19 protein-coding genes are annotated in these 23,594 nt (G+C 72.8%); 13 read left to right on the forward strand and 6 right to left on the reverse strand.

The annotated features are described in order from the left end of the window. Positions 1–152 precede the first annotated feature (152 nt). Positions 153–1,142, forward strand: coding sequence for a CDP-alcohol phosphatidyltransferase family protein (locus tag ACIQWR_RS16235; protein ID WP_404009285.1), 990 nt, complete (start codon positions 153–155; stop codon positions 1,140–1,142). Here ACIQWR_RS16235 and ACIQWR_RS16240 read toward each other — a convergent pair. Further along, positions 1,042–2,265, reverse strand: coding sequence for a phosphodiester glycosidase family protein (locus tag ACIQWR_RS16240; RefSeq protein WP_404009287.1), 1,224 nt, complete (start codon positions 2,263–2,265; stop codon positions 1,042–1,044). The genes ACIQWR_RS16235 and ACIQWR_RS16240 overlap by 101 nt on opposite strands. A 290-nt stretch (positions 2,266–2,555) precedes the next feature. Here ACIQWR_RS16240 and ACIQWR_RS16245 point away from each other — a divergent pair, with 290 nt between their 5' ends. The 9 genes from ACIQWR_RS16245 to ACIQWR_RS16285 all read left to right on the forward strand — a co-directional run bounded on the left by ACIQWR_RS16245 (position 2,556) and on the right by ACIQWR_RS16285 (position 12,201). Then, a complete protein-coding gene (locus ACIQWR_RS16245; protein WP_404009290.1) occupies positions 2,556–4,250 on the forward strand; it encodes a stealth family protein in 1,695 nt (564 codons plus the stop codon). Between the two features lie 736 nt (positions 4,251–4,986). After that, positions 4,987–6,177 carry an ATP-binding protein gene (locus ACIQWR_RS16250; protein ID WP_404009293.1) on the forward strand — a complete coding sequence of 397 codons (1,191 nt, stop codon included), beginning with the start codon at positions 4,987–4,989 and terminating at the stop codon, positions 6,175–6,177. After that, entirely contained in the window at positions 6,174–7,016 is an 843-nt protein-coding gene (locus tag ACIQWR_RS16255; RefSeq protein ID WP_404009295.1) for a roadblock/LC7 domain-containing protein, read from the forward strand. Before ACIQWR_RS16250 ends, ACIQWR_RS16255 begins: the two co-directional genes overlap by 4 nt. Next, positions 7,009–7,404: a DUF742 domain-containing protein gene (locus ACIQWR_RS16260; protein WP_404009298.1), complete on the forward strand. Its 396-nt coding sequence runs from the start codon at positions 7,009–7,011 to the stop codon at positions 7,402–7,404. Before ACIQWR_RS16255 ends, ACIQWR_RS16260 begins: the two co-directional genes overlap by 8 nt. Positions 7,405–7,407: 3 nt before the next feature. Then, positions 7,408–7,968, forward strand: coding sequence for an ATP/GTP-binding protein (locus ACIQWR_RS16265; RefSeq protein WP_354383823.1), 561 nt, complete (start codon positions 7,408–7,410; stop codon positions 7,966–7,968). 10 nt (positions 7,969–7,978) lie between these two features. After that, entirely contained in the window at positions 7,979–9,379 is a 1,401-nt protein-coding gene (locus ACIQWR_RS16270) for a cytochrome P450 (protein ID WP_404009301.1), read from the forward strand. A 112-nt stretch (positions 9,380–9,491) separates the two neighbouring features. Beyond that, positions 9,492–10,739 (forward strand): cytochrome P450, encoded by a 1,248-nt coding sequence (locus ACIQWR_RS16275; RefSeq protein WP_404009304.1) that lies wholly within the window; start codon positions 9,492–9,494, stop codon positions 10,737–10,739. Then, positions 10,736–11,575, forward strand: coding sequence for an enoyl-CoA hydratase/isomerase family protein (locus ACIQWR_RS16280; protein WP_404009307.1), 840 nt, complete (start codon positions 10,736–10,738; stop codon positions 11,573–11,575). Before ACIQWR_RS16275 ends, ACIQWR_RS16280 begins: the two co-directional genes overlap by 4 nt. Positions 11,576–11,676: 101 nt before the next feature. Continuing rightward, the gene (locus tag ACIQWR_RS16285; protein ID WP_404009399.1) at positions 11,677–12,201 is read left to right on the forward strand and encodes an SMI1/KNR4 family protein; all 525 of its coding nucleotides are present in this window, start codon (positions 11,677–11,679) and stop codon (positions 12,199–12,201) included. Between the two features lie 324 nt (positions 12,202–12,525). Here ACIQWR_RS16285 and ACIQWR_RS16290 read toward each other — a convergent pair whose 3' ends face one another. The 4 genes from ACIQWR_RS16290 to ACIQWR_RS16305 form a co-directional block, all read right to left on the reverse strand. Further along, positions 12,526–13,245 carry a thioesterase II family protein gene (locus tag ACIQWR_RS16290; protein WP_404009309.1) on the reverse strand — a complete coding sequence of 240 codons (720 nt, stop codon included), beginning with the start codon at positions 13,243–13,245 and terminating at the stop codon, positions 12,526–12,528. 225 nt (positions 13,246–13,470) lie between these two features. Next, the gene (locus ACIQWR_RS16295; protein WP_404009312.1) at positions 13,471–14,133 is read right to left on the reverse strand and encodes a hypothetical protein; all 663 of its coding nucleotides are present in this window, start codon (positions 14,131–14,133) and stop codon (positions 13,471–13,473) included. A 99-nt stretch (positions 14,134–14,232) separates the two neighbouring features. After that, on the reverse strand, positions 14,233–15,447 hold the full coding sequence (locus tag ACIQWR_RS16300; RefSeq protein ID WP_404009315.1) for a benzoate/H(+) symporter BenE family transporter: 1,215 nt from the start codon (positions 15,445–15,447) through the stop codon (positions 14,233–14,235). Between the two features lie 59 nt (positions 15,448–15,506). Beyond that, the gene (locus ACIQWR_RS16305; RefSeq protein WP_404009318.1) at positions 15,507–15,854 is read right to left on the reverse strand and encodes a hypothetical protein; all 348 of its coding nucleotides are present in this window, start codon (positions 15,852–15,854) and stop codon (positions 15,507–15,509) included. Between the two features lie 289 nt (positions 15,855–16,143). On the opposite strand from ACIQWR_RS16305, the gene ACIQWR_RS16310 reads away from it, so the two are divergent. Next, complete coding sequence (locus ACIQWR_RS16310; protein WP_404009321.1) at positions 16,144–19,503, forward strand: AfsR/SARP family transcriptional regulator; 3,360 nt, start codon at positions 16,144–16,146, stop codon at positions 19,501–19,503. A 95-nt stretch (positions 19,504–19,598) separates the two neighbouring features. Here the strand turns inward: ACIQWR_RS16310 and ACIQWR_RS16315 are convergent, their stop codons facing one another. Next, on the reverse strand, positions 19,599–19,844 hold the full coding sequence (locus tag ACIQWR_RS16315) for a hypothetical protein (protein WP_404009324.1): 246 nt from the start codon (positions 19,842–19,844) through the stop codon (positions 19,599–19,601). 299 nt (positions 19,845–20,143) lie between these two features. Between ACIQWR_RS16315 and ACIQWR_RS16320 the strand changes: the two genes are divergently transcribed. Together ACIQWR_RS16320 and ACIQWR_RS16325 are read left to right on the forward strand one after the other, a co-directional pair. After that, positions 20,144–21,496: a helix-turn-helix domain-containing protein gene (locus tag ACIQWR_RS16320; RefSeq protein WP_404009327.1), complete on the forward strand. Its 1,353-nt coding sequence runs from the start codon at positions 20,144–20,146 to the stop codon at positions 21,494–21,496. Positions 21,497–21,631: 135 nt separating this feature from the next. Further along, positions 21,632–23,594, forward strand: a 1,963-nt coding sequence (locus ACIQWR_RS16325) for a condensation domain-containing protein (RefSeq protein ID WP_404009329.1), incomplete at its 3' end; no start/stop codon positions are given.

Genomic DNA, 23,594 nt, shown 5'->3' on the forward strand with positions numbered 1-23,594 from the left:
CGCGCCAAGGTCCACGAAGACGCTCCTGTGACCATGAAACGCCCCGGCGGTGGACGTCGCATCCCGGGTGCGGTGGTCACCCGCGGGCCCGACACGCCGTCCAACGTGTCACGATTCGGCTACGCAGCGTGGCGACTCCTAGAGTGCGCCGCATGCATGTGCCCGCTCCCGATGCCGTGGCGCCCCGCACGAGGGCCGCGTCCAAGTCACTCAGCGTGAAAGAGGTGCGCGACCTCACCTGCAAGGAGAGGGACGCCTGGTGGACCGTGGCCCTCGTCGATCCGATGGCGATTCCCCTCGTCCGCTGGGTCGACCGGCACACCCGCATCACTCCTGACCAGATCACCTGGGCGGCGTTCGCCCTGGGGATGGTCGCCGCCGGATGTTTCGCGCATGGCGGGCGGTACTGGCTGCTCACCGGGGCGTTCGTCTACCACCTCAGCTTCGTCCTCGACTGCGTGGACGGGAAGCTGGCACGGCTCCAGGGCCTCGGCAGCCTGTTCGGGGCGTGGCTCGACTACATGCTGGACCGGGTCCGGGTGATGTGCTGCACGATGGCCTTGTTCGCGGGGCAGTGGCTGCTGCGGGACGAGCCCCGGTACCTGTTGCTGGCCGTGGCCGTCGTCTTCGCCGACATGTTCCGCTACCTCAACACCATGAAGGTGAACCAGGTGCGTGCCGACATGCGGGAGCAGATCGTCGGCCACCCGGCCTTCGACGAGACCGACCCGCCCGTGTTCGTCGAGCACCTGCGGCGGGACCGCCGCAAGCAGCTGCCCGGCGCGGAGGGCGCCACGGGGGAAGTGATCGACCTGCACGAGGAGTTCCGGCAGGCCTACCCCTGGTACGAGGCCGCCCGCGACTCCCTCCTGCGCTCCCGCATCCGCCCCCACCTGGTCAGCGGGATCGAGTTCCAGATGGCCGTCTTCGTCGTCGGCCCGGCGCTCGGACACCTCACGCTGCCGGTCGTCGTCGCGGGCGCGGGCCTCATCGCCTTCGAGCTGTTCTTCGTCCACAAACTCCTGCTCTCCACCCGGGACTTCACCCAGACCATGGACCGCCTGGACCGCCTGGACCGCCTCGGATCGGTGCCCGCGGCCCGCCGCTCCCCCGACGTCGGGGCTGCCTCCGCGGTGCGGTGAACAGGGCCAGGCCGTTGGCCACGGGCCGCTCCTCGCCCTCCGACGGGACGTTCACGATCCTCAGGATGCGGGGGGCCGTCCGCGCGAGCATCTCGGCCGAGCCGCCGCCGTCGAGCATGACGGCGTTGCGCGCTCCGTGGAGCTGGAGCAGCCGGGCGGTCTGCTCGATGGTCAGTCCCGTCGATCGGGAGGAGCGGCCGTCGACGACGAGCAGCCACAGCCGTCGTCCGGTGTCGTCCCAGCCCAGCGCGGTCCGGGGTTCGCGGGTCAGGTACCGGCGGGTGTCGCGGAAGGCGAGCACCCTGCCGTGCCGCAGCAGCGTCCCCCGGTACCCGATGGCCAGGGTCCAGGGGCGCTTCCTGGGCTTCTGGGCCGCGGCGAAGGAGGCGGCCGCGCCGGGCCCGTACGCGGCCAGGGACCCCGCGGCAGGCCCGGCCGCCACCACGACGAAGCCGTCCGGCGGGATCCGGCGGCCGTCGACCCCGTCACGAGCGTCCACCACCCGGCCCTCCGACACGGTGAGCTGGCGCACCGGCGTACCGTGCCGGGAGGGGCGCGGGCCCGGTCCCCAGTCGGGGGTGTACACCGTGAACCCGGCTCCGGGGGCTAGGCAGTTGAGGCAGTTCAAGGGGTACGTGGAGACCTCCAGGGTGAGTTCCCCGGTGAGCTGCACGCGTCCCTGGCGCAACCGCCCCCCGCTGTCGGTACCGACGGCCTTCACCGGTTCGGCCGAGCCCTTGAGGAGCCGTCCGTCGCGGATCACCGGGCCCAGCGGGACACCGTGGCCGTGGATGTCGAAGAAGTCGCCGTTCACGGCGGCCAGCAGGGCCGGCCCCGCGACCTCGGCCAACGACGACAGGGGCCGGGGCCGCGAGAGCCGGCCGCCCAACAGGGCGAGCGAGCCCGGCCCGACGGTGGCTTCGGTCAGGCGGTAGCCCAGCGACCGGGCCGGGCTGTCGACCACGGTGAGCCGCACTCCCGGCGCCAAGGCGTACCGCTCCACCCAATCCGGGCCGAAGCGGTCCGGGAAGACCGACGGGAACAGGAGCACTCCCGCCGAGAGGAGCGCGCCGACGGTGCGGACGCGAGCGCCCCGGTTGTCGTGGAGGCCGTATGCGGACACGGAACGACCAACGAGCGGGGCCGGGCGGGGGTGTCGGCCCGTCCCGTGCGGGGTCGACGTAACCCACCTGCCCGGCCGGTCGTTCTACCGGCGATCCACGGCTGTCGGACCCCACTCCACGCCCCTCCGCCCGCCACCCTCCCCTCCTCCCCGGACCGTAGGACCTTCACGTGCCCGCTCTGCTCACGCCCCGACGTTCCGGACCTCCCAGGCCCCCACACCCCCCGCACCCCGAACCGCCCCTACCGAGCCGGGCGTACCGGCGGGCGTACCGGCGGGCGGTCCCGCTCGTGGCCCGCCGCCTGCTCGTCAGGGTGGCCCCCGGGCTCCACCGGCGGCTGAAGGGCCTGCCGGCCCGGCTGTCGACGGCGCTCCGGGTCCTCGGAGAGGGCCGGGAGCAGCGGCGGTTGGGCCGGGAGGGGCTGCTCGCACCCGCGGGTCGGGTCGTGGTCACCGTGGACGGTCGGTGCACCGTCGCCACCGTGTCCACCGCGCCCACCCCGTTGTCGGTCCGGGCCGACACCCTTCGGGCGGTGTGCTCGGCGCTCGCCGCGGCGGACATCGACCACTTCGTCGTGCGCTGCCACGGGGACTTCTCCTCCGCGGTCGGGGTCAGTGCGGCGGAGCGCTCCCGTGCCGTCATCGTGCTCACCGAGGTCTGCGCGCGCCACGCCGGGTACGTCTCCCCGCCCGACCGGCCCCACCCGCGCCCGGGCCACCGCGCCTCCGCCTGGCAGGCGTTGGCCGCCGAGCCCGTGGTACGGCTGGGCCGCTTCCACGCGGACGCGACCGCCGCGCTGGTGCTCGGTCCCGCGTACGGCTGCGACATCGAGTTCTGGACCCCGGACGGCGACCGCCTGGTGGCCCCGCGCCCCAACCGCGCGGCCGAGTCCGTCCCGCGGGCGGGTCGACCGGTGGAGGTGGCCGGCGAGCTCTTCACGCGGTTCGCCCCGCAGTCGCCCGTACCCCGGCCGGCGGGCCCCGGGCCCTGCCGCGTGCGGACCCGTACGGAGTTCACCACGCGCCTGCCCGATGACATCCGCTTCCCCGTCGACGCCGTCTACACCTGGGTCGACGGCGCGGACCCGCAGTGGCGGGCGCGCCGGGCCCAGGTCACGGACGAGCCGTACCACGAGCAGGCGGCGAACAGTGCGCGCTACCTCAACCGGGACGAACTGCGCTACTCCCTGCGCTCGTTGCACCTCCACGCGCCGTGGATCCGCCACGTCTACCTGGTGACGGACCGACAGACACCGGCCTGGTTGGCCCAGTCGCACCCGGGGCTGACCCTGGTCGACCACCGCGACGTCTTCTCGGATCCGACGGCACTGCCCACCTTCAACTCGCACGCCATCGAGAGCCGGCTGCACCACATCGACGGACTCTCCGAGCACTTCCTGTACTTCAACGACGACTTCTTCCTGGGCTCCCCGCTCACTCCCGGGGACTTCTTCCTCGCCAACGGGCTGGGCAAGTTCTTCCCCTCGCGCGCACTGTTGCCCTCCGGGAACGCGTCGGCGCGGGACATCCCCGCCTCGGTGGCGGGGATGAACAACCGCTCCCTGCTGGAGGAGAGGTTCGGCGTCACGGTGGCGCGCAAGATGATGCACATTCCGTACCCGCTGCGCCGCAGCGTGCTCGCCGAGATCGAACGGGAGTTCCCGGAGCCGCACCGGGCCACGGGGCGCAGCAGGATCCGCAGCGTGGACGACCTCTCGATCCCCGCCTCGCTGCACCACCACTACGCGTTCCTCACCGGGCGGGCGGTACCGGCGGAGCTCCGCTACTCCTACCTGGACCTCGCACAACCTCGCACGCGCGCCCGGCTCGACAGGCTCCTCCGCACCCGCGACCGCCAGGTGTTCTGCCTCAACGACACGGCGACGGAACCCGAGCCCGCCGTACCGCCCGCCGCCGTCAGGGCCTTCCTGGAGGCGTACTTCCCCGTACCCGGCCCCTTCGAGCGCGCCGACGGCCGCGGTTGAGGGCGGGACCGCGTCCCCTCCCGGTGCCGCGCCCGAGCCCCGGGACCTACCGCGGTCACCCACCGCGTTGATCGACTTAGCTCGTGCGAACGTCCCGTAGGGGCCCACCGACACCCTGTGCGGAGTCGAGGCGGCGGCCGGGGACGATCACCACCTCGGGGCCGCCGGGCGCCGCGTCGCCGCGGCGACGGCTTCGGCCGCGCCGTCGGCCGGCGCCACCGGGCAGCGGCCACGGAGGGTGACGAAGACGCGGGGAGTCGGTGGGCCCGGTCGCCGTCGCACCAGCCGTTCCACGCGTCGAGATCAGGCCAATAAGTGGCCGCGCACCCCCTAACTGACCGGCGGCGCCTGCCGATGGAGGGCGTCACCGACGCGGTTGACGGGGCCTCAGATAGATGTGAGAGATTGTCACTCCTCGCGTGAAGAACTGCTTAACAGATCGACGCCGAGGGAGGCCCGCGGAGGCCGAAAGCCGGGTCCGCAGGCCATGTCAGCCCGCTCCCGCGACCGCTGAGCTGGGCGTTCGTGGCGCCCTGCGGGGCGTCGAGGGGCCGAAGATCCGGGTGATAGCATCCCGGCATCTGTGATCTTGATCTACTTTGACGCAGATGCAGATTTGCGATCGGCGCCATGTTCTCCGCGTAACAGCAGGTGGACGGTGCCGATCAGCTGCGTTGCGGGGCCTCTTGAGGTGCATCTGCAGCCGTCCGCACGCCATGCGCCGGGAAAGGTTTCCATGAATCGAGACGCACTTGTGTGGTGCTTGGTTGCGGTGGCGGCGATAGCCGTGGTCGCGGTCGCAGCACTCGTCGCCCGCAACAGGGCGCTGGAGGCGAAGAAGGAGCAGGCGGAGGCCGAGCTGCGGCAGCAACTGCTCACCGCCGACGGCCACCTGCACGCGTCGCGCGCCGAGCTGCAGAGGTTCCGCAGCGGGCAGGAGGCCACGCTCCGCGAGGCCAAGGAAGCGGCCGAGGAGAACACCAAGACCGTCCTCAAGGGCGCCGCCAGCCTCCTGCAGAGCCTCGCGGCCGAGCAGACGACGCTCCTGGACGGCATCCAGCGCACGTACGGCGGGCACGCCGTCCTCAGCGACCTGCTGGACGTCAACCACGCCAACGCCCAGATGGCGCGCAAGGCCCAGGGCATCGCCGTCATGTGCGGTGCGCCGCTCGGCCGGCGCAACAGGCCCGCCAGCGTCTACGACGTGGTGCGCAGCGCCCAGAGCCAGATCCGCAACTTCCACCGGGTCGCCATCATGCAGCAGACCGGTCTCGCCCTGAAGGCGTCCGCGGTCGCGCCCGTCGCCCTCGCCGTGGCGGAGCTGCTCGACAACGCCGCCAGCTTCTCGCAGCACGACGCCCCGATCGAAGTGACGTTCCAGCGGGTCCAGAACAACCTGTGCATCGTCATCGACGACGCCGGTGTGAGCATGAACGACGAGGACCGGCAGCGGGCGACCGCGCTGCTCTCCGGCGAGGTCGCGCCCCGGCTGTCGCAGCTCGGGACGCAGCCCAAGTTCGGCTTCCCGGTCATCGGCCTGATCGCACGTCAGCACGGCTTCAGGGTGGACGTCACCGGTGTCTCCCGGTACGGCGGCGTCAGGGCCGTCGTCCTCTTGCCCGAGGAGCTGTGGACCATGGAGGAGATACCGACCGCCCCCGAGGCCCCGGTGAGCAACATCCGGCGCGCCCCGGAGAGCCGGCCGCAGGTCACGCCCTCGCGCACGATGCACGGTCTGCCCAAGCGCGGCGCGCGCCAGGCACCCATCGCGAGCGTGCCCGATCCCGGCGACGCACCGCCACCGGCGACGCGGACCCCGCAGGAGTCGGGCCGCCCTTCCGGGCGCGGCCTGGGGGCCTTCCAGCGCGGCACGCTCTCCGGTCGCAACCTTGACGTCACCTCGTTCGAAGGGCCCGAAGAGGCATGACCGCAGACCTTTCGTGGATGCTCCAGGACATCGTGCACAACGTGCCCCGGGCCCGGCACGCCGTCCTGCTGTCCGCGGACGGCCTTCCGCGCGGCGCGACGGAGGGGCTGGCCGAGACGGAGGTGCGCACCATCTCCGCCGCCATGGCCGGGATGCAGTCGCTCAGCCGGGCGGCGGCCCACTTCGCCGGCCCGGAGGAGGACCGGCAGTGGAACCAGACCATCATCGAGTTCTCGCACGGCTGGAGCTTCCTGATCGGGGCGGGGCAGGGCTCGTACCTCGCCGCGGCGGCCGAACCCGACGTGGACATGCAGCAGATCTCCTTCCGCATGCACCGTCTCGTCGCCCGACTGGGCACCAACCTCACCTCGCCGCCCCGGGTGAGCGCGGAGGAGGTCGCGGGCGGGCGCAGGGGCGCCGGTCGCCAGCAGGACGCCGCCCACCCCGGATTCGTCCTCGGTGAGCTCGACCGGGTGGTGTCCGAGGTCGAGGGCGCCCGCCACGCGGTGCTGCTGGGCTCGGACGGGCTCCCCCGCGGGGCGACGGCCGGGGTGAGCCGCGACCTCGCGGACACGATCTCCGCGGCGATGACGGGCATCCACGCCTACAGCCGGGTCACCTCGCGGTTCGCGGGGGCCGCCGAGGACGCGCGGTGGCGGCAGACGGTCATCGAGTTCCAACACGGCTGGATCTTCCTCATGGCTGCCGGCCCCGACGCCTTCCTGGCCGCTGCCGCCGAACACGACTGCGACATCGAGAAGTTCGCCACGCGGCTGCACGAGGTGGTTCCCCGACTGACCGCGGCGGCGACACCGGAGAAGGGGACAGGCCATGCCTGACGGGCCCGAGCAGGACGAGGAGTTGGAGCTGACGTCCCCGTTAGTCCCCCTCTTCGTGATCACGAACGGACGGGCGTTGCCGCCGGACCACGAGTACGAGCACACCACGCTCGTGACGGCCGCGGCGGCGCAGGACGCGCCGGTCTCCGCGCGCACGCTCTCCCCGGAAGCGGGGCAGGTCATGGACCTGGTCGCGAACGGCTTCCTGTCCGTGGCCGAGGTGGCGGGACACACCCACCTGCCCCTGGGCGTCGTCCGCATCCTGCTGGCGCAGTTGGAGGAGGACAGTCTCATTCTCGCCAGGACACCGATACCGCGCGCCGAACGGGTTGACAGGGAACTGGTCAGCGCGGTGCTCGAAGGCCTGAAGAATCGATTCGGAGCGTAACGCGTGTACCTGGATCCAGATGTCTCCCACGCGGTGAAGATCCTCATAGTGGGGCACTTCGGGGTCGGCAAGACCACCTGCATCGGCAGTCTCTCCGAGATCGAACCGCTGCGGACCGAGGAGGAGATCACCGAGGCCAGCGTGGGCTTCGACGACCTGTCGGGCACCCCCGACAAGACGACCACGACCGTCGCGATGGACTTCGGCCGGCTCACGCTGAGCGACACCCTGGTCCTCTACCTCTTCGGAACGCCCGGCCAGGAGCGTTTCAAGGAGATGTGGGAGGAGCTCTCCCGGGGGGCGCTGGGCGCACTGGTCCTGGTCGACCCGGAGCGGCTGCACGAATCCTTCCCCGTCCTGGACCTGGTCGAGCGCTTCGGCCTGACCTACGCCATCGCCGTGAACCACTTCGCCGGCACCACGCACTACCCGCTCGACGAGGTGCGCGAGGCCCTCAACCTCACCGCCGAGACCCCCGTCGTGGAGTGCGACGTACGGGACGAGAACTCCTCGGCGCAGGCCCTCATCACCCTCGTGAAACACCTCATGTCCCAACTCGGCTAGGAGCGCAGGAATGCAACAGCCCCGTGATCCCCAGGAGATACCCCCCGGCTGCCCCGCGCACGGGAACGTCCAGCTGTACGGCGCCGCCTTCGGAGCCGATCCCGACAGCCACTACGCGCAGCTGCGTTCCTTCGGGCACAGCGCGCCCGTGGACATCGCCCCCGGCGTCCAGGCCGAGCTCGTCACCACCTACGACGCGGCCCTCTACGTCCTGCAGAACCCCGCCTCCTTCGTGCGCGACTCCCGCCGCTGGAACGCCCTGGCCCAAGGGCGCGTCCCGGCCGACAGCCCGGCGCTGCCCATGATGGGCTACCGCCCCAACGCGCTCTTCAGCGACGGCGCCGCACACGCCCGACTGCGGCGGGCGGTCACCGACAGTCTCGCCACGGTCAACGAGCACCAGCTCATCCGGCAGACGCAGCAGTCCGCCCAATACCTGATCAGCCAGTTCAGCACCGACGTGCTCGGGCAGGCGGAGCTGATGGCCGAGTACGCCCAGCCGCTGCCCCTGTTGGTCTTCAGCGACCTGTTCGGCTGCCCGCCCGAGATCGGCGACCGCGTGATCGCCGGGATCAGCGGCATCTTCGAGGGGACCCCGGGGGCCGACGAGGTCCTGGGCGCGGCGCTCACCGAGCTGATCGCCCTCAAGCGGCGGCGGCCGACGGGCGACCTGACGACGCGCCTGATGGAGCACCCGGCGCAGCTCAGCGACGAGGAGGTGCTGCACCAGCTGGTCACCCTGCTGTCCGGCGGTACGGCCCCGCTCGCCGCTGCCATCGGCACCAGCAGCGCCCTGTACCTCGGCGAGGACTGGCAGGTCGGCCTGCCGGTCGAGGACGCGGTCTCGCAGACCCTCTGGAACTACGCGCCGATCGCCAACTACGCCGCCCACTACCCGACGCACGACGTCGAACTCGGCAACCGGGTGGTCCGGGCCAACGACCCGGTGCTGATCTCCTTCGCGGCGGCCAACACCGACCCGAAGCTGACCGCGCACCGCGAACAGCTCAACACCAAGGCGCACTTGGCCTTCGGCGCGGGTCCGCACGCCTGCCCCGCCAAGGACCCTGCCTTCATGATCACGGTGACGGCCGTGGAGGCGCTGCTGAACCAGCTGCTGGACGTGGAGATGCGCGTCCCGTTCAAGTCGCTGACCTGGGCGCCGAGTCCGTGGAGCCGCACGCTGGTCACCCTCCCGATCCGCTTCACGCCGCGGTCCGCTCCCCAGGCGGCCGAGGCCGCGGGGTCGACCACGGGTCAGCCGCACCAGCAGCAGCCGGCGGCCCCCTCGCCCGCCGGCGCCACCGCCCCGCCGTCCCACGCCGGACCGGCGCGCGCGAAGGCCGGGGGTGCGTCGCAGGCCAAGGGCGGCCTGTTCAGTCGATTTTTGGCCTGGACCCGGGGCGAATGAGGCGAATGTGATCCCAGCAGTCCCACGAACCTCCTGAGTAGCCGCCGCCATGGATGCTTTAACGATCATGTGGGTATGCATGGCGGCTGGTCTTCAGAAAGGAGCCGCCATCATGGGGGTTGCCACAACTCCGTCGTACGACCGCAGGGCGTCCGCCTCCCTCTTCTCCCGTCTGCGGACGGCCGCAGGGCAGGCAGACCCCTTCCCCATCTACGCGGAGCTGCTCGCGCGGGGTGAGGTCGTACCCGCCCCCTGGGGCGGCTCCGTCGTGACGGGCTTCGCCGCCTGCGACCAGGTCCTGCGCAGCCGCGCGTGGCTGGAGCCCGACCGGGCCTGGCGCGCGCGCCAGGAGTCGGGGACGCGCTGGAACGCCTCCTCCTCGCGCGAGATGAGCAACACGCTGGCCGCCCTCAACACCCCGGACCACACCAAGGTGCGACGGGCGGCCGGCACCTTCGACCGGTCCACGATGGAGTGCATCGGCCGCCACGTGGACCGGACCACGGATCGCCTCCTCGACGCCTTCACCGAGCGAATACGCACCGGCGAGGCCGACTTCTCCGCGCTGGTCTGCGAGGAGCTGCCGGTGGCCACCATAGGCGGCTGGCTCGGGCTGCCACAGGCGGACTGGGCCAGGCTGCGGGAGTTGACGCACGACCAGGTCTTCGCCCAGGAACTGCTCCCGTCGGCCAGCCAACTGGCACTGTCCGACGCGGCCACGGCCGAACTACGCGTCTACTTCACCGAGTTGGTGCGTGAACGACGCTCCCGCCCCGGCGACGACCCCATCACCCGGTGGATCCGGACCTGGGACGGGATCGAGCCCGACCGGGACAAGGCCGACGAGGCCGTCTACTTCCTGGTGCTGTTCATCCTGCTGGCCGCGCTGGAGACCACCTCGACGCTCCTGTCGACGACGGCGCTGCGACTCGTCGAGAGCCCTGAGCGCTGGGACGCGGTCGCCGACGACCCCGACCTCGTAGCCGGGTTCGTGGAGGAATCGCTGCGCTACGACCCGCCCACCCACGTGATCAGCCGGGTCGCCTCGCAGGACTGCGTGCTGGGGGGCATCGAGATCCACCGGGACGAGATGGTCCACCTCCTGGTCGGAGCGGCGCACCGGGACCCGGCCCGACACCACGACGCGGACCGCTTCGACCCCCGGCGCGCACCCGGCCACCTCGCCTTCAGCGGGGGCATCCACTACTGTCTCGGCGCACCGCTGGCCCGCCTCGAAGCGACGACCCTCCTCCACCAGCTGATCCGGCGCCTCCCGCGCCTCACCCTCGTACGCCCCCCGTCGATGGCGCCCCGCGTGGCGTTCCGGCGCCTGCTGAACCTGGACGTGGCCGTCGCATGATCGAATCCCCCCACCCCGCCACCCCGGCCCACTCCCCCACGCCCACCCACGCCCCCACCCCCGGCCCGGCTCCCGCCCGCGCCCGGACCGCCCCCAAGGCGGTGCGCGTCGACCAGGACGGCCCCGTACTGCACGTGCGCCTCAACCCCTGGGGGCAGGACGACACCTTGGACGCCGCGGTCCTCGACGACCTCATCAACCTCCTGGACGAACTGCACGAGAGACCCGACGTCCGGATCCTGACGCTCTCGTCACTGGGTACGGACTTCTGCCTCGGCGCCGACCGGGGCGAGTACCAGGAGGCGCTGGCCGCCGATCCGTCCGGGGTCGGTCTGCGGCGCATCGCCGACAAGGCGCACCGCCTGTGCCAGGCCCTGGAGAACACCCACGCGGTCACGATCGCCCGACTGCACGGGCGGGTCATCGGCGCGGGTCTCGCCCTCGCCTCCTTCTGCGACCTGCGCGCCGGTGCGGACACCAGCCGCTTCCGCATGCCGGAGGTCGGCGTGGGGCTGCCGCCGGCGTGGGGCGGGGCGATGGGACGCCTGGTCGGCGAGGTCGGCGCCTCCCGGATCCGCGAGCTCATGCTCACCTGCGACGTCTTCGACGCCGGGACGGCCCACCGCCTCGGCCTGCTCCACCGGACGGCCCCGCTCGACCAGTTGGACAAGGTGGTCGCTTCCTGGACCGGGCCCCTCGTGCGGCGCTCGCCCGAGGCGCTCGTCCTGACCAAGCGGATGCTGGCGGGCTACGCGCGGGCGGACCGCACGGCGGACGCCTCGCTGCTCGACTCGCACCTCCTGGCCGCTTCCCTGCACCAGCACGCGAGGGGCTGACCCTCGGGCGCGGCACACCGGGGGCCATCGCCCCCGGCCACCGCCCCCGGGCACCACCCCCGGCCCGCGCTGTCCGTGCCGCTGGCTAGCCTGTTGCGGTGATGTACAACGATGACCTCCCGTTCCCTGCCGCGCTCGCCGCCGCGATGGCCGTTCCGTTCGACTACGCCGACGGCCACGGCGTCGACTTCGAGCCCTTCCCCGCCTTCCTGTCCGTCGCCGAGACGACCGACTGGTTCCAGGCCTGGACCGGGAACCACGAGGTCGACGGCAGCGACTTCCACGTCTTCGGGCAGGACGGTACGGGCGGGTACGCGGCGTTCTGGTCGGTGCGCCCGGGCCGGCCGCTGGCCGAGCAGCCCGTCGTCTTCCTCGGGTCCGAGGGGGAGACCGGCGTCGTCGCGCGCGACCTGGGCGACTTCCTGTGGCTGCTGGCCGACGGCCGCGGGCCGCTGGAGGCCGTCACCTCGTACGAGCCCGGCGGAACGGCGCCCGCCCCGCCGGAGTTCGCGGCGATCGCCGAGCGGTTCGCGCCGGACCGGCGCCGCTCGGCCACCGCCGTGGTCGCGTCGGCGGCCGCCGAGTTCCCGGACTTCGAGGAGACCCTCATGGACTTCTGCCGCTGACCCGCACCCCGACGCCCCCGCACCCCGGCGACCCGGCGACCGGCCCGGGCCGCGAGCGGGCAGACTGGAGGACATGTTCGAGGCCGGGGCGTGAGGAGCGTTTCGATGCTCCGTGTCATCGCCGGTCGTCTCGTCCACCGGGTGGGGTGCTAGGGCCTGTCGTCAAAGTCGGGTCGTCGCCCGGAGGGCGGCCCCGCGGCGTCTGGTGCGTGCTCTCGGTCCGCCGGGCGGAAGCCCGCGTACTGGACGTACTCGGGCTTTCGCCCGGTGGAGCGAGAGTGCGTGCCAGGCGCCGCGGGGCAGACTCGACTTTGACGACAGGCCCTAAAGCCCCGCCACCGCCTGTCGGGCCACGCTGGCGGCGTGGGTGGTCAGGTAGAAGTGGGCGCCGTCGTAGACCTCGCTGGAGAAGGGGCCTGTGGTGGCGGTGGCCCAGAGGGCGGCCTGGGCCGGGGTGATGCGGGGGTCGGCGTCGCCGGAGAGGGCGAGGACCTCCGCGCGCAGCGGCGGGGTACCGGGGGCGCGCCGGTAGGCGTCGATCAGGCGGTAGTCGTTGCGGATGATCGGGAGCAGCATCTCGCGCAGCTCGGGGTGCTCCCAGACCTCGGCGTGTGACCCGCCGAGTGCCTTGACCGAGGCGATCAGTTCGGCGTCCGTCACCTCGCCGGCGCCGACCGGGGGCGCGTCCAGGGCCCGTCCGGAGGCGCAGAGCCGGGTGAAGTGCGTGGCGCCCGAGGCCTCCAGGCGCAGGAGGGTCTCGTAGGCCACCATCGCGCCCATGCTGTGCCCGAACAGCACGGTGGGGCGCGGGGGTTCGGCCAGCAGCTCGGCGGTGGCGCCGGCCGCGAGTTCGGCCAGCTCCCCCACCAGCGGTTCCGTGAAGCGGTTCTCCCGGCCCGGGTACTGGATCGCCAACAGCTCGACGGACGGGTCCAGGTGGCGCGCCCAGCCGCGGAAGAAGCTCGCCCCGCCGCCCGCGTGCGGGAAGCACACCAGGCGCAGGGCGGGAGCGGCCGGTGAGACGTGGCGGACCAGGTAGGGCATGGGGGACTCGTTTCGTCAGCCGGGGACCGGATCACCCGGCGCGGTGGGGGTGTGGACGAGCAGCTCCTGCGCCGCGCCGTCGCCCGGCGGGGCGCCCCCGGGCGAAGGCGGTCGGTCCGTGGAGCGACGCCTCCCCCAATGATCCCCATGATCATAGACAAATGGGGACAGCCGCTGCCACCCCACGAGAACAGCGCGTGACCTGGCACCACGGCCGGAAGGGGGTCACCGCGCCGCGGTGGCGGGCGCGGTCAGTTCGCGCGCCAGCGGGGAGAGGGCCGCGCAGAAGAGGGCGGCGCCGAGCGGGATCAGGTCCAGGCTGACGGCCATCGCGGCCACGGCGAGCACCACGGCCACGGGACGCCAGGCGGCGATCCGGCGCGTGGCCGCGAGCTGCACCACGAGCCAGACCAGGCCGACGTAGAAGAGCATCGGGCCGACGGTGTAGACGGCGGGCATCACCCCGGGCTGGCTCTGGACCTGCTCGAAGAGCTCCTTCATGGCGGGCTTGTCGGCCGCGCGCAGACCGACGACGATGTCGATCACGCCCTGGGCGGTGACGGCCAGCACGCCGATCAGGCCGAGCGCGGTGGCGGTGCGGGCGCTCCACCGGGCGGCCCCGGCGACCGGTTCGGCCAGTCGGCGCAGCCCCGGGAAGACGGCCGCGAAGAGGACCACACCGAGGGTCATGGCCAGGTGCCCGACGGTCCAGGAGAGGTCGGGCAGGTGCTCGGGGGCGCTGAGCCGGACGACTCCGTAGACCAGCATGCACAGCGGGCCGGCGTAGAAGGCGGCGCGCGTCAGGGCGGTACGTCCGGGACCCCAACCATGCTGGTTCGAGGGCGTGTTGGCGGTGTGCGGGCGACGGGTGACTGCTCGGTTGCTCATGGGGTGATCCTGTACGCCGCGGGGTTGACCGCGTATCGGGAATCACCCCGAGTCGACCCCGACGCGTCCCTGATGACGCGTCCTGGTCGGCGCCGTGGTTCAGGTCGCGCGACGGAAGCCCCGCGTCACCAGGAGGGTCAGCGCCCCGGCCAGCAGGCCCCAGAAGGCGGAGCCGATCCCCAGCAGGGTCACCCCCGAGGCGGTGGCCAGGAAGGTGACCACGGCGGCCTCGCGGAAGGTCTCGTCGGAGAGCGCGGAGGAGAGCGAGTTGGCGATGGTGCCGAGCAGCCCGAGCCCGGCGATGCCGAGGATGAGCGCGGTGGGCAGCGCCGTCAGCAGGGAGCTGACCGTGCCGCCGAAGACGCCGACGCACAGGTAGAACAGCCCGGCCCAGACTCCGGCGAGATAGCGACGGTCGGGATCCTCGTGGGCCTCGCGCCCGGTGCAGATCGCGGCCGTGATGGCGGCCAGGTTCAGACCGAAACACCCGAAGGGCGCGAGCAGCAGGTTGGTGGTGCCCGTCCACGTGATCAGCGGGGACACCGGGACCCTGCCGTACCCGTCGCCGCGCAGCACCGCCACGCCCGGCAGGTTCTGCGAGGCCATGGTGACCACGAACAGCGGCAGGGCCACGCTGACGATCACCTGCCAGGAGAACGCGGGAGCGGTGAAGACCGGTTCGGCGAGCGCGAAGTGGACCAGCCCGGGCCGCAGCGATCCCTGGCCGGCCGCGACGGCCACGCCCACGGCGAGCGCCAGGACGATCGCGTACCGGGGCAGCAGCCTGCGGCCCAGCAGGTAGGTCGCGAAGAGGGCGAAGACCACGGCGAAGTGGTCGTTCATGCTGCGGAAGAGGCCGGTTCCGAACTGTACGAGCACCCCGGCCAGCAGGCCCGCCGCGAGCGGCACCGGGATCCTGCCCATGATCCGCTCGAACCAGCCCGTGAGCCCGCTGAGCACGATCAGCGCGGCCGACACGAGGAAGGCGCCGACGGCCTGCGCCATCGTCACGCCGTGCAGCCCCGACACCAACAGGGCGGCGCCCGGGGTGGACCAGGCGGTGATGACCGGCGCGCGGTAGCGCAGCGAGAGGCCGATGCAGGTCACGCCCATGCCGACGCCGAGGGCCAGCATCCAGGAGGTGACCTCCCGGGCGTCCGCGCCCGCGGCCCGTGCCGCGGTGAAGACGATGGCCGCGGAACTGGTGACGCCCACCAGGACGGCGATCAGTCCGGCGGTGACGGCGGACGCGGGGGCCGCCGTGCGTATCGTGGTGGCGAGGGTGTTCACGGCCTTGGTCCGCTGGTTGCGCATGGGCCAAGATCGCACATCGCGCCGTCGCTCGACCAGCAGGTTTCGACCGCCGGACACGCCTACGGGTGGACGTGGCCGAAGTAGCGGCGACAGTCCCGCAGCATCCCCTCGTCCGACAGGGTGAACACGTCCACGAACTCGCGCCGTTCGGGGCTGAGGCCCATCACGACCACGCAGTCGCCGTCGGCGACGATGCGGTGGATCTCGTGGGTGCCGCCGGTGGAGAACCGCTCCGGTGCGCGAACGGCCCCGGTGTCCCCGGCTTCCGCGTCGAGCAGGGAGCCGTAGCCGTCGAGGTCCCCGGTGTCGAGGTAGTGGTAGGCGAGACGGGCGTGTTCGACCCCCGAGTCGGTGATGACGCGACTGGGCGGGATCCGTTTCGGGATCCGACCGGGCCGACTGTTCATGTGGGGGGTCCTCTCGTCACAACGCACCCGGCGGGGTACCGGCACTCACACCGTGCGCCGCGGCCGCAACTCACGACTATCCCGGTCCTATCACCGGGAGCCCCCGCCACGCGTCCGCCTACGCGCTGACCGGCTGAAATCCGCTGTTCACACCGAGCGGCCACACCGTCACACATAATCTCCACACCATGGACAACCGAAGAGACATTCGGGAAGACTGATCTCGGTTCTCCACCCCATCTCCGTTCACCCTTGAGCGCATCAGGCGTGCCCTCCAGCTGGGAGACTCATGACCGATTCACCCGGCGGGACGCCTTCGTCGACCCCCGACGCGCCCGTCTTCCGGATCCTCGGCCCTTTACAGGTCACGGGGAGCGGCGGGCCCGTGCGGATTCCCCCGGGCCGGCAGGAGGTCATCCTCGCGGCGCTGCTGCTGGAAGCGAAACGGGTGGTCAGCACCGACTACCTGGTCGACCTGATCTGGCACGACGAGCCGCCGGACACGGCGCGCACCCAGGTGCAGATCTGCGTGTCCCGGCTGCGCAAGCTCTTCTCCACGGCGGGCATCGCGGCCGCCATCACCACCCGGCCCCCGGGGTACGTGCTGCAGACCGAAGGCGACTCGGTCGACGCGGCCGTCTTCGCCCGCCGGGTCGCCGACGCGCGGACGGCGGCCAAGCGGGGCCGTCCGGCGGAGGCCGTCGAACTGCTGCGCGCGGCCGGCGAACTGTGGCTCGGCGACTGCCTGAGCGGGGTGTCGAGCGAGACGCTGCGCAGCAAGGCGCGCCAGCTCGACGAGGAGCGGCTGACCGCTGCCGAGACCCGGATCGGGCTGGAACTCGAACTCGGCCGCCACCACCAACTGGTGGGTGAGATCCAACTCCTGGTCCACGTGCACCCGCTGCGCGAGGGCCTGCGCGGTCAGTTGATGCTCGCGCTCTACCGCTCCGGGCGGCAGGCGGAGGCCCTGGAGACCTACCGGGTGGGCCGGGAGCTGCTCATCGACGAGCTGGGCCTCGAACCGGGCGCCGAACTGCGGCGGTTGGAATCAGCCATTCTCTCCGCGGAAGTCGCCCCTCCGGGGTCCCTCCCGCAGGCCTCGGGCGACTTCGCGCCGGCCGCTTCGGGTCCCCTCCCGAGCGCCGCTTCCGCGCCCACCCCGGTCGGTCCGTACGACGGTCCGCGCGCCCGGGAGGCGCGGGGCGGGCCCGCCGCCGGCGCCACCGCGGGCACGGCGCTGGCGGATCCGGTCACGGCCGGTGGTGCGCAGGTCAGCACGGGCGCGCCGGTGGGCATCAGCCCGTACGCGAGCGTGCGCGGCCCCGCGCCCGAAAGCGCCCCGGAGGTCGGTGGCCGACCCGCCACGGGACCGGTCGCGGGAGCGTCCGCCGTGGGCGCGTTGGGGCCGGACACGGCCTCCGGGCCGGGCCCGCAGAGCGATTGCCGGGAGGAACTGCCCCGACAACTTCCGGCCGATACCTCGGACTTCGTCGGGGACGAGGAACAGATCCTGCGCATCGAGCGGACCCTGCTCGGCGCACCCGCCACCCCCGTCGAAGGGGGCGGGGCCGGGCGCGGGCGGCGGGCCGTCGGACTCGCGGTCATCGTCGGCAAGCCCGGCACGGGCAAGTCGACCCTGGCCACGCACATCGCCCACCGGGTCAGCGAAACCGGCTTCCCCGACGGGCAGTTGTACTGCGACCTGCGCGGCACCGGCACCCCGGCCACCTCCAGCGAGGTACTGGGCCGCTTCCTGCGCGCACTCGGCATCCCCGGCCCGGTCATCCCCGAGTCCCAGGACGAGCGCGCGGAGATGTACCGCACGCTGCTCGCCTCCCGGCGGGTGCTCGTGGTCCTGGACGACGCCGCGTCCGAGAGCCAGATCCGCCCCCTGTTGCCCGGCAGCAACAGCTGCGCCGTCCTGGTGACCAGCCGGGTCCGGCTGACCGCGCTGCCCGGCGCGCACCGGGTGGAGCTGGACGCCCTGGACACGCAGCGGTCGCTGGAGCTGCTGGTCCGGATGATCGGCGAGGACCGGGTGGCGGGCGAGGCCGTCGCCGCCGAAGCGTTGACCCGGACGGTCGGCGGGCTGCCGCTCGCACTGCGGATCGTGGCGGCCCGGCTGGCCGCCCGCCCGCACTGGACGCTGGCCTCGATGGTGCACCGCCTCGCCAACGAGCGGCACCGACTGGACGAGTTGACGCACGGCGAGATGACGATGCGGGCCAGCCTCTCGCTCACCCACGACGGGTTGGGCCCCGCCGACCGCAGACTGCTGCGGCTGCTGAGCCTGGCGCAGGGGCCCACCCTGCCCGGCTGGCTCGCCGGAGCGCTGCTGGACGACGACCGCCCCTTCCCCTCCGACCTGCTGGAGCCGCTGGTCGACGTACAGATGCTGGACGTGGTCGGGGTGGAGAGCACCGGTGGCTTCCGCTACCGCTTCCACGAGATCATCCGGGTCTTCGCGCGCGAGCAGCTCGCCACCCATGACGATCCGGCGTCCCAGTCGGGGGCGCTGCGCCGGATGATGGGTGGCTGGATGGCCCTGGCAGAGCAGGCCCACCGGCGCATCTACGGCGGGGACTTCACGGTGCTGCACGGCTCGGCGCCGCGCTGGGAGCCGCCGGCGAGCTGTGTGTCGGAGCTGTTGGTGGAGCCGTTGGAATGGCTCGACAGCGAGCACGCGAACCTGGTGCAGGCCGTGGAGCACGCGGCGCGCGAGAACATGGACGAGCTGTGCTGGGACCTGGCGACCACGCTGGCGACCCTGTTCGAGGCGCGCGGCTACTTCGACGACTGGGAGCGTACGCACCGGCTCGCCCTGGACGCGGTCCGCTCGGCGGGCAACAAGCGGGGCAGCGCGGCGCTGTTGAGCTCGCTCGGCGTCCTGCACCTGGGGCGCAGCCAGCACGAGGAGTCCCGGGCGGCGCTGACCTCGGCGCTCGGCCTCTTCGAGGAGCTCGGCGACCGGCAGGGGTTGGCGCTGTGCCACCGCGACCTCGCGCTCCTGGAGCGGATGCGGGGCAACGAGGACCGGGCGCTCGCGCTGTACGACCGGGCGTTGCGGGACTTCGACCGGGTGGGCGACGTGGTGGGCCGGGCGATCGTACTGACCCAGAGCGCGCAGATCTGGATGCTGCGCGGGCAGAGCGCGACCGCGCAGAGCAGGCTCGACGAGGCGCTCGGCATCTACCGGTCGGTGGGGTACACGGGCGGCCAGGCCCGGACGCTGCGCCGGGCGGGGCAGTTGTTGCAGAGCCAGGGCGAACACGAGGGCGCGGTGCGGACGTTCACCGAGGTGTTGGAGCTGTGCCGGGACACCGGCGACGTGATCGGCCAGGGGCACCTGCTGCGGGACCTCGGTCGGGCGCACGCCGAGCTCGGTCGGGACGCGGCGGCGGTGGCCTTCTTCGACCAGGCGCTGTCGGTGCGGGAGCAGATCATGGACCACGGTGGCGCCGCGCTGGTGCGCCTCGATCTGGCGCGGCTGCTCTCGTCGGCCCGCGGCTCCGGTGAGCGTTCCCGTTCCCGGGAGTTGCTGGAGAGCGCGGTGCGCACATTCCGGGACCGGCGGATGGAGCCGGAACTGACGCAGGCGCGGGTGTTGTTGGGCGATGCTCCGGCGGCGGGCTTCGTCGCCGGGGCCTGACCTGCGGCCTGCCGGATCGGCCCGGGGGGCCCGGGGGGCAGTCCCGGGGGGGCAGTCCCAAGGGGTCAAGTCCCGGGGGGTCAAGTCCCGGGGGATCAGTCCCAGGGGTTGGTGACCTTGGTGGCGGTCGGCGAGGGGACGACGGCCTGCGGCGCGCCGCCGTCGTCCTGACCGCCGTCGCCCTGACCGGCGCCGGACTTGGCGCTGCCGGGCTGGGTGGTGGCGCCGCCCGTACCGCCGGTGGCCGCGTTGTCGGCGAAGGCGACCTGGGTGCCGAGTACGGCGGCGCCGGCGAGGGCGGCGGTGACGAGGGCGGTCCGCAGGGCGTGGGAGATGCTCATCAGAGGTGTCCTTCCGTCGGTGCGCTCCGGTCTTCCGGGGCGCTTCCTTCTTTCTGGACACCAACTTAGGGAGGGGTGGAATCTCCGCACCGGTCCCGCTCCTATCGTCGCGTTATCACGGGGATCAGCCCTCGTTATCGCCGCGATAACGACGCCGCGGAGCCCCACCCCCCGGTGATAGCGGGGGACGGGCCCGCCGCGATGCCCCCGGGATAGCGCGCTGGCGAGTATGGGAATCCGGAACCGGGCCGCATCACCCCAGGCCCCGCCGTTCCCCCACACCCATGCCGGGAGCGCATATGAACACGGCCACGCTGACCAGCTCGCCCCAGGAATCCGCCCGGCTCGGCGCCTTGATACGGGCGCACCGACTGCGGATCGGCCTCACCCAGCGGGAGCTGGCCGACCTCTCCACGATCAGCGTGCGGGCCATCCGCGACCTGGAACAGGGCAAGGCGCGGCGCCCCCGCACGGACACGGTGCGGCTGATGGCCGAGGCGCTGCGGCTGGGACCGCGGGCCCGTGCGGCGCTGGAGGCCGCGGCCCAGGCGGGTCGCGGCGGCGGCCGGGACGCCCTGGCCGAACCGCCGGCGCCGCCGACCGCGCTGCACCCGCTGATGGGGCGCGACGGCGAGGTGGCGGTGCTGGCCCGCGAGCTGTCCCGCGGCGCGGAGCGGCTGGTGAACGTGGTGGGACTGACCGGGGTGGGCAAGACCCGGCTGGCGCTGGAGGTCGCGGGACGGCTGCACGGGGAGGGGATGCCGGTGCTGTGGTTCGCGTTTCCGGGCAGACCCACCGACTATCTCCCCTCGGCGGACGGGGAGTTGACGGTGCGGGTCGCGGCCGCGGTCGCGGCGCTCTACGACGCCGACACGGAGGCGAGCAGCCACCTCGGCGCCGACGAAGGGCTCGCCGGGCTCCTCGGGGACCGGCCCGCGCTGCTCGTCCTGGACGGCGCCCCGCCCGGCCCGCCCGGCGCCGAGCGACTCACCCGGCTGCTGCGCGACAGCCCGGGGCTGCGGCTGCTGGTCACCTCCGAACAGCCCTGGGAGGCTCCGGGCGAGCGGATCTTCCTGCTGTCCCCGTTGGTGGTACCGGCGCAGGACGCGGCCGAGCCGCTCGTCGCCTCCTCCCCCGCCGTACGGGTGTTCCTGGACCACGTGCGCCGCGTGCGCCCCGAATTCGTCGCCGGACCGGCCGAGTTGGAGCGGACCGCCTTCCTCTGCCGCCGGCTCGACGGGCATCCCGGCGCACTGGCCGCCGCCGCGTCCTGGTTGGTGGTCTGCGACCTGGCCGCCCTGTGCCACACCCTGGACGCCGACCCGGTCCCGCTGCTCGACCACCTCGGCGGGGCCGCCGGTGGCGAGGTCTTCCACCGGCTGCTCTCCGACCGGCTGGCGCGGCTGGCGCCCGGCCCCCGGGAGCTGCTCGCCGCCCTGTGCGCCCGCGCCGGGGAGGACTTCGAGCTGGTCGACATCACGGCCCTGACCGGCCGGAGCCTCTCCGAATGCGGCCGGATGCTGCGCGAGCTGCTGATCAGCGGCGCGGTGCGGGCCGCTCACGAGGGCGGCAGTTCGCGCTTCCGGGTGCTGGGGATCGTACGGTCCGCCTGCCCGGCACAGGCAGCATCGGCAGCTTCCCCCACCCCCTGAACTGCTCGCGGAGTGCCGTCGCAACTGCCGCCCGCGTCCCCCGCCGGGGCATTGGATGGCGCTTGGCCGGACGAGAGCATCCCCGATCTGATCTGCCCCCGCCCCACCACCGAAGCGATCACGAGGAGTCCCCGCATGCCCCGCAAGCCGTCTGAACAGAGCGCCGCGCACGGGCCGGCCGCTGTGCGGCTGCCCCTGTCGGCAGCGCAGCGCGACATCTGGATGGCCCACGGGCTCGACACCACCGGTCGCCGCTACAACATCGGCGAGCACCGGGAGATCCTCGGCCCGCTGGACGCCGAGCTGTTCGCTTCGTGCTGGTACCAGGTGGCCCGCGAGGCGGACGCGATGCGCATCCGCGGCACCGGCTCGGGCGAGGAGGGGCTGTGGCAGCTGGTGCACCCGCGACCGGGTACGGACCGGCTGGTGCGGCTCGACCTGAGCGGAGAGCCGGATCCGGCCGCGGCGGCCCGGGCGTGGATGGCGGCGGAGCTGGCCCGGCCGTTCGATCTGGCGGAGGGCTGGCTGAGCCGGCACGCACTGATCAGGGCGGGCGGCGGCGACGGTGACGGGCCGCAGCGGTGGTTCTACTTCGGGGCCTTCCACCACCTGGCCATCGACGGCATGGGCATCGCCCTGCTGGACCGGCGGCTGGTCGAGCTCTACGAGCGGGCGGCGGCCGGGGAGCCCGCGGGGCCGAGCACCTTCGGTTCGCTGGCGGACGTACTGGCGGAGGACGCGCAGTACCGCGCCTCGGAGGCGGGCGCGGCCGATCGGGCGTACTGGGCAGGGCACTTGGCCGGACTGGCGCCGACCCCGCGGCTCGGCGAGGGCCGCACCGCGCGGGAGCCGGGCGCCGCGGCCGCGCTGCCCTTCGTACGGCGGACCCTGCTGCTGCCGCCCGCGCAGGCGGACCGGCTGCGCGAGGTGGCCCGGGCGCATCGCTCGACGTGGACGATGCTGATGATCGCCCTGGTGGGGGCGTACGTGCACCGGGTCAGCGGGGCCACCGAGCTGTCGCTGGGGCTACCGGTGACCGCCCGCTCCACCGAGCTGACGCGGCGCACGCCCGGCATGCTCTCGAACGTCATCCCGCTGCGGGTGCCGGTCGCGGCGGCCGGCACCCTCGCCGAACTGCTGGCCGTGGTGGGCACCGAGGCCCGGCAGAACCTCAAGCGCCAGCGGACCCGGTACGAGGACATCTGCCGCGACCTCGGCCTCGGCGAGGCGGAGCGCCGGATCACGGCCCCGCTGATCAACATCATGGCCTTCACGCCGGGCATGCCGTTCTGCGGTCAGCCCACCACCCAGCACAACATGAGCAACGGGCCGGTGGAGGACCTGGCGGTCGGCATCTACGACCTCGGCGCGGAAGGCGGGCTGCGGATCGACTTCGACGCCTCGCCCGACGTGTGCGACATCGAGGCCATCGCGGGGCACCACGACCGCTTCGTCCGCTTCATCGCGACGGCCCTGGAGGACATCGAACGACCGCTGTCCGAGGTGGAGTTGTTGGGTGCGGTCGAGCGCCGGCAGGTCCTGGAGGAGTGGACGGGCACACGCAGCGACATCGGGGAGGCCACCCTCGCCGAACGCTTCGAGGAACAGGCCCGCCTGCGCCCCGAACACACCGCGATCATCAGCGGCAACGAAACGCTCAGCTACGCCGAACTCAACCAGCGGGCCAACCGACTCGCCCACCACCTCACCACCCGAGGCCTGACCCGCGGACACCTCGCCGGCATCCTCCTGGAGCGAGGCACCGACTTCGCCGTCGCCCTCCTCGCCGTCATCAAGACCGGCGCCGGCTACGCCCTCCTCGACCCCGACTTCCCCGACGAACGCCTCACCACCACCGCCCACGACGCCACCCTGCACACCCTCGTCACCGACACCCGTCACGCGCATCGACTGCCGGGCCCCTGGACCACGACGGTGATCGACGCGGAGCGCGTCTACATCGAGGCGCAGCACACCAGGAACCCGCTGACCCCGCTCACCCCGGACGACGTGGCGTGCGTGATGTTCACCTCCGGCTCCACCGGACGCCCCAAGGGCATCCTCTCCACCCACCGCAACCTCATCTCCACCCTCACCC

Source organism: Streptomyces sp. NPDC098789 (assembly GCF_044759975.1).
Classification (GTDB): Bacteria; Actinomycetota; Actinomycetes; order Streptomycetales; family Streptomycetaceae; genus Streptomyces.